Source organism: Mitsuaria sp. TWR114, from assembly GCF_007997345.1.
Map to the genome: position 1 here is coordinate 1 of NZ_VOSR01000193.1, position 5,988 is coordinate 5,988.

The 5,988-nt window shown below is 68.1% G+C and carries 6 protein-coding genes and 1 pseudogene; 2 read left to right on the top strand and 5 right to left on the bottom strand.

The window, feature by feature from the left end; translation table 11 throughout:
- Together FUT87_RS09005 and FUT87_RS09010 are read left to right on the top strand one after the other, a co-directional pair.
- Nucleotides 1-347, top strand: a 347-nt coding sequence (locus tag FUT87_RS09005) for a thioredoxin family protein (RefSeq protein WP_147240820.1), incomplete at its 5' end; no start/stop codon positions are given.
- A 200-nt stretch (nucleotides 348-547) separates the two neighbouring features.
- Nucleotides 548-1,378, top strand: a complete 831-nt coding sequence (locus FUT87_RS09010; RefSeq protein WP_147240821.1) for a transposase — start codon at nucleotides 548-550, stop codon at nucleotides 1,376-1,378.
- Nucleotides 1,379-1,611: 233 nt separating this feature from the next.
- Here the strand turns inward: FUT87_RS09010 and FUT87_RS09015 are convergent, their stop codons facing one another.
- The 5 genes and pseudogenes from FUT87_RS09015 to FUT87_RS09035 form a co-directional block, all read right to left on the bottom strand.
- Nucleotides 1,612-2,088 carry a hypothetical protein gene (locus tag FUT87_RS09015; protein ID WP_091720571.1) on the bottom strand — a complete coding sequence of 159 codons (477 nt, stop codon included), beginning with the start codon at nucleotides 2,086-2,088 and terminating at the stop codon, nucleotides 1,612-1,614.
- 191 nt (nucleotides 2,089-2,279) lie between these two features.
- On the bottom strand, nucleotides 2,280-3,653 hold the full coding sequence (gene glmU / locus FUT87_RS09020) for a bifunctional UDP-N-acetylglucosamine diphosphorylase/glucosamine-1-phosphate N-acetyltransferase GlmU (RefSeq protein ID WP_147240822.1): 1,374 nt from the start codon (nucleotides 3,651-3,653) through the stop codon (nucleotides 2,280-2,282).
- A gap of 154 nt (nucleotides 3,654-3,807) precedes the next feature.
- Complete coding sequence (locus FUT87_RS09025) at nucleotides 3,808-4,449, bottom strand: DUF4136 domain-containing protein (protein WP_091720579.1); 642 nt, start codon at nucleotides 4,447-4,449, stop codon at nucleotides 3,808-3,810.
- A 251-nt stretch (nucleotides 4,450-4,700) separates the two neighbouring features.
- The gene (gene ttcA, locus FUT87_RS09030) at nucleotides 4,701-5,699 is read right to left on the bottom strand and encodes a tRNA 2-thiocytidine(32) synthetase TtcA (RefSeq protein ID WP_147240823.1); all 999 of its coding nucleotides are present in this window, start codon (nucleotides 5,697-5,699) and stop codon (nucleotides 4,701-4,703) included.
- Between the two features lie 106 nt (nucleotides 5,700-5,805).
- Nucleotides 5,806-5,988: pseudogene (locus FUT87_RS09035) on the bottom strand (dihydroneopterin aldolase); the annotation flags it as partial.

Sequence of the window (5,988 nt, forward strand, 5' to 3'; positions counted from 1 at the left end):
CCGCCGTCGCCCGCGCCGCCAAGGAAGGCAAGCAGGTGCTGGTGGTCTACGGCGCCAACTGGTGCAAGGACTGCCTGGCGCTGAACAAGGGCTTCGGGCAGGGCCACCTGGGCGGTGCGGTCGACAAGCGCTTCGTCACGGTCAAGGTCAATGTCGGCCGCTTCGACAAGAACGTGGACCTCGCCAACCAGATGGGCGTGACGCTGAAGAAGGGCATCCCCACCGTCGCGGTGCTGGGCGCCGACGGCCAGGTGCTGGGCACGACCAAGGGTGGCGAGCTCGCCGATGCGCGCAACATGGGCGAGGACGCCGTGATGCGGGTGCTGGAGTCGCTGGGCAAGTCCTGAGCGCAGCCTTCGCGGGGCACGGACCCATGCATAGGCAGGCATCCGGTTCCAGGCTTTGCTGTTGAGTCCTGACCCCCGATAGCGCTCTGGCTATCGACCGGGGACGCGGGCCCCGCGATCAGGGGTCAAGTCTTGCGCCCGTGGCCGCGACAGCGGTCCGGGCGCTTGTCTTTTGTGCGGTCTTCGCCTAGTTATTGGGCATGGCCAGGCCGCTTCGCATCGAGTTCCCCGGCGCCGTTTATCACGTGGCGACGCGTGGCGATGCGTCCGTGTTCGCGGATGACGAGGACCGGCTGGCGATGCTGGGCCTGATCGAGCAGGCCGCCCAGCGCTTCGATGCCCAGGTGCTGGCCTACGGGCTGGGGCGCGAGCATTACGAGCTGCTGCTGTTCACGCGGCAGGCGAATCTGTCGCGATTGATGCGGCATCTCAATGGGGTGTATACGCAGGCGCACAACCGCCGGCATGGGCAGATCGGGCATGTGTTCCAGGGGCGGTTCAAGGCGGTGCTGGTGGATCGGGAGCATCTGCTGCTGGATGCTTGCCGGTATGTGGAGTTGATCGGGCGGCGCGCCGGGTTGGCGTCTTCGCCGGTGGCGTGGCGCTGGAGCAGCCTGCAGGCGCATGCGGGGCTGGTGGCGGCGCCGGAGTGGCTGGAGGTCGAGGGGCTGTGGACCAACGTGCTGGGGCGCGTACCGCAGAACGCGGCGGATCGGCGCAAGGCGGCGCAGCGCTACCAGGCGATCGTGGAGTCGGAACCGGACCTGGATATCTGGGGGCAGTTGCGGCACCAGATCTTTCTTGGGGATGCGGCCTTCGTGCAGCGCACCGTGCGGCAGAGCGAGCATCCGCCTCGCACCCCACGCCCCAGACGCTGGGGCGACTGGCTCAAAGCCTCCGCCAGCCGCGAAGAAGCCCTCTATCGCGCCCACACCGAAGGCGGCCAGTCCATGACTGCTCTCGCCCGCGAACTCGGCTTGTCTGTATCCCGCGTCAGCCGCCTCATCTCCTGCCACGAACGGCAGCGCTAAAAGGCTGCCACTCGTCGTTGCAAATGCTCGCCATAGCCCCGCTATGGCTGCGCTTTGCGCCTAGATTGGCAGCCTTTTAGCGCTGCCGTGGCGGTTGCGAAAGGCTGTAGCGATTGCGAAAAGCCGTGGCGATTGCGAAAGGCCGTGGCGATTGCGAAAGGCCGTGGCGGGCGAAAGGCCGTGGCGGAAGGCCAGTGGCGGTTGCCGAAGGCCCGTGGTGGGGCGCGACGGAGTCAGTGCAGCGCGTGAGCGGGAGCGGCGGGGCATGCCGCGATTGATGCGTCGGATTCGGTGGCTTCGTGCCACGCGGCAGTCGTCAAGTCACGGGCAGCGCTCAGCTGATGACAGAGTTCCGCCACGCCCAGACCATCGGCCTCGCCTTCCGGCAGCGGCAGCGCCGAGACCTCGCTCGGCAAATCCGCCAGCGCACCCAACAGCTGGAACAGCAACTCCAGATCAGGCGCAGCATCCGGCGTCTGCTGTTGACGCGCCAATCCCAGGCTACGGCACAGGTAGAAGCAGGCATCCGCCGCCTGATCGCACATCGCGTGCGACATCGCGAGCTGCTCCAGCGCCTCGGCACGAGCCGCCTGCGCCGCCGGATCCTCGGAACAATCCGCCAACGCATCCAGCCCGGCAGACGCCGGCGGCACGACTGTCACGTCGTCATCCTGGGGCAGCAGCAGAGCAGCAGTTTTGGAGTTCGCCATAAGGATTCAGCTGGGAACAGCGGGTCAGCCGGTCAACGAAAAGGATCCTAGGGAAGCCGTGGCAAACGCGCCTCCCGCAGCTTGGGGGGAACGCCAACCCGGCAAACGCCGTGGATCTCAATCCCGTGAACTTGTCACACTTCGTGACACGAGTGGCAGAGCTTACGCAGTTCCTGGCCTATTTGGGTGAATCACTTCACCTTCTTGGGGCGGGACCAGCCGGAAATCACGGTTTGTCGGCCGCGCGCCACAGCGAGGCCGCCCGGTTCGACGTCCTTGGTGATGGTGGAACCGCCGCCGATGGTGGCGCCGTCGCCCAGGGTGACCGGGGCCACCAGCACGCAGTTGGAACCGACGTGCACGTCCGCGCCGATGGTGGTGCGGTGCTTGTTGGCACCGTCGTAGTTGGCGGTGATGCTGCCGGCGCCGTAGTTGACCCGCTCGCCGACCGTGGCATCGCCGAGGTAGGCCAGGTGATTGGCCTTGGCCCCCTTGGCCAGCGTGGAGTTCTTGACCTCGACGAAGTTGCCGATGTGGACCTCGGCGCCCAGCTTCGCACCGGGGCGCAGCCGTGCGAAGGGGCCGATGAGCGCGCCCTCGCCGACGCTGGCGCCAGCGGCCTCGCCATCGATGTGGGTGAACTCATGGATGCGGGCGCCGGCGCCGATCGTGGCGTTGCGGATCACGCAGTTGGCGCCGATGCGCACGCCGTCGCCCAGCGTGACCTCGCCTTCGAAGACGCAGTTGACGTCGATCTCGACATCCTTGCCGCAGTGCAGCGAGCCGCGCAGGTCGAAGCGCGAAGGATCGGCCAGGCGCACGCCGGCAGTCATCAAGGCCTCGGCCTGCACGAGCTGGAAGCGGCGCTCCAGGTGCGCCAGCTGGGACGGGCTGTTGACGCCCAGGACCTCGGTCTCGTCCGCGGTCTTCACGCCGACCACCGGCACGCCCTCGGCGACCGCCATCGCGACGATGTCGGTCAGGTAGTACTCGCCCTGCGCGTTCTTGTTGTCGAGCTGACCGACCCAGCGCTTCAGCGCCTCGGTCGGCGCGGCCATGATGCCGGTGTAGCACTCGCGGAGGCGGCGCTGCTCGTCGCTGGCGTCCTTGTGCTCGACGATGGCCTTGACCTGCTCGCCATCGCGCACGATGCGACCGTAGCCGGTGGGATCGGCGTATTCGATGGTCAGCAGCACCAGCCGCTCGCCGCCGCAGGCCTCGACCAGGGCACGCGTCGTGGCGGTGCTGATGAGCGGGGTGTCGCCGCTGAGGATGAGCGTGCTGCCGCCGGCCGTGAGCGCCGGGACGGTCTGCTGGATCGCATGGCCGGTGCCCAGCTGCGGCTCCTGACGCACGAAGCGCACGCCCTCGCCAGCGATGGCCGCCTCGACCTGGTCGGCACCGTGGCCGGTGATGACGATGCGCGCGTCCGCCTGCAAGGACGCGGTGTTGGCCAGCACATGCCGCAGCAACGCGCGGCCGGCCAGCTTGTGGAGCACCTTGGGCAGGCTGGACTTCATGCGGGTGCCCTTGCCCGCGGCCATGACGACGATGTTCAGCGACATAAGAAAAATCGCGGTTCCCTGTTGGAGAGACCGCGATTATCGGGGCCGCCCGCGACGCCCCTGAGGGCGGCGCCGTGACCGGTTGTCGCCGATTGTTGGCACCGGCGGCGGGCGCCGTCCGCGGCGACCCGCCGGGGTCCGGCGCCCGAAGGCCCTACTTGGAAGGCGTCAGCTGCACGCTCACGCGGTGCGGCTCGGGGCGGGTGGCCGGGAAGTCGGCCATCGAGGCCTCGAACAGCGCGCCGAACAGCTCCTTGCCGCCCTCGGTGAAACCGTCGCTGGAGGCGCGGGCCTCGTACAGCGGCTCGTTGGACTTGCGGTCGCGCAGCAGCATGGCGACCTCGCGGTCGTAGCGGCGCTCCATCATCGGGTCCATCGGGTAGGCGTAACCCCAGCGGCTGTAGTACGGCCGCCAGGCGGGGCCGTAGCGCCAGCCCCAGTAGCTGCCGTTCCAGCGCCACCACAGCGGGTCGTCCCACGGCGCGGTGGCGGTGCGGGTGATGCGGGCGCCGAGCGACACCAGCACGTCCGCCGCCTTCGGATCGCTGGCCTCGGTGAAGCCGGCCTTGAGCAGCGCGCCGCGGGCGGCGTCCTCGAGCGTCGCCTGACCTGCGGCGTCGCGTTGCTGCGAGGGCAGTCGCTCGAAGGCGAAGGTGCCCGCCTGCCGGGCAGCGGGCCAGGAGCCGAAGCTCTGGGCATCGGCCGAAACGGAATTGAGCGAGGCACACGCGGTGAGCGACAGCACGGCTGCCGCGCCGAGGCTCGCCAGGGCCAGTCGACGATTCAAGGTGAACATGGAGACCTCCAGGTCAAATGCCGCTGACGGTCGTCAGCCGGGGCAGTTGCCGCGCCCGGTGATGACGCCAGTACGCGGCGTGACGGTGCAACGATTGTGGCCTCGCGCGGTTGACCCGTGTGTGGGAGCCGCGTGACGGCACGGTCAATGCGGGGTATCTCTTCGTATGAAAGCGCGAAGCCGGCGTGCGGCATGACTGCTACGGTCGCTGGCCCTCACGCATGAACCGTTGTCACTCCACCGATGGGCGCTCAGTCATCCGCCGCCGAATAGGCCTCGCCCGCATCGTCCAGCGGTGCCGGGGCTTGCCCGGGGCGAACCAGCTTGACCACCCCGGTGGCCGGCGCCGGCGTGCCGCACTGCTCATCCTCATCGAACGCGATGTCCCCATCGGCGACCGGCGCCCCGGTGGCCTTGATCGTCTGGAACGGGAACAGCTCGCGATCCATCATGTGCGAGGTCACGATGTTCCCCATCGCGGTGAACATGTTGTCGACACGCCCCGGGAAGCGGCGGTCCCAATCCTGCAGCATCGCCTTCACCGTCGCGCGCTGGAGGTTGGGCTGGCTGCCGCACAGGTTGCACGGAATGATCGGGAACTCGCGGTGCTCGGCCCAGCGTTCCAGGTCCGACTCCTTCACATACGCCAGCGGCCGGATCACGACGTTCTTCCCGTCGTCGCTGACCAGCTTGGGCGGCATGCCCTTCATCCGGCTGCCGAAGAACATGTTCAGCATCAGCGTGGTGACGATGTCGTCGCGGTGGTGCCCGAGCGCGATCTTGGTCGCGCCGAGCTCTCCCGCCACGCGGTACAGGATGCCGCGACGCAGCCGCGAGCACAGCGAGCAGGTCGTCTTGCCCTCCGGCACCAGGCGCTTGACGATGGAGTAGGTGTCCTGCTCCTCGATGTGGAAGTCCACGCCGCGCGACTTCAGGTAGGCGGGCAGCACGTCCTCCGGGAAGCCGGGCTGCTTCTGGTCGAGGTTGACGGCGACGATGTCGAACTTGATCGGCGCGCGGTCGCGCAGGTTGATCAGGATGTCCAGCAGCGAGTAGCTGTCCTTGCCGCCGGACACGCAGACCATGACCTTGTCGCCGTCCTCGATCATGTTGAAGTCGGCGATCGCCTGGCCCACCTGGCGATGCAGGCGCTTGCTGAGCTTGTTCATCTCATGCGCATGCTTCTTGGCCGCGGCGTCCGCGGCGGCGGCCAAGTCGAGGCCTTCAAGGGTGGTGGTCGAGTCGGTCATGTTCTGTCCTCAATGTATTCATCAAGCGGGGCCCGCGGAGCCGGCTCTGCCGGGCCGCCAGGCCCGCCCCCTTGAGGGGGCGCGCGTCAGCGCGTAGGGGGTGGTCCTACCAGGTGCCACATTCGGCGGAGATCGCGACCTGGCAGTCGGGGAAGATTTCGAGCTTGGTCACCTTGATGCGCACGCCCACCACGCCCGGCAGCTTCATCAGCCGGACGCTGAGCTTGCCCAGCAGGGCCTCGAGCAGGTCGGTGTGTTCGGCGGTGCACTCGTCGATGATGATCGCGCG

Excerpts from the sequence above, each read along its gene's own strand:
- glmU (WP_147240822.1), bottom strand. The coding sequence starts at position 3,653 with ATGTCGCTGAACATCGTCGTCATGGCCGCGGGCAAGGGCACCCGCATG.
- FUT87_RS09010 (WP_147240821.1), top strand. The coding sequence starts at position 548 with ATGGCCAGGCCGCTTCGCATCGAGTTCCCCGGCGCCGTTTATCACGTG.
- FUT87_RS09015 (WP_091720571.1), bottom strand. The coding sequence starts at position 2,088 with ATGGCGAACTCCAAAACTGCTGCTCTGCTGCTGCCCCAGGATGACGAC.
- FUT87_RS09025 (WP_091720579.1), bottom strand. The coding sequence starts at position 4,449 with ATGTTCACCTTGAATCGTCGACTGGCCCTGGCGAGCCTCGGCGCGGCA.
- ttcA (WP_147240823.1), bottom strand. The coding sequence starts at position 5,699 with ATGACCGACTCGACCACCACCCTTGAAGGCCTCGACTTGGCCGCCGCC.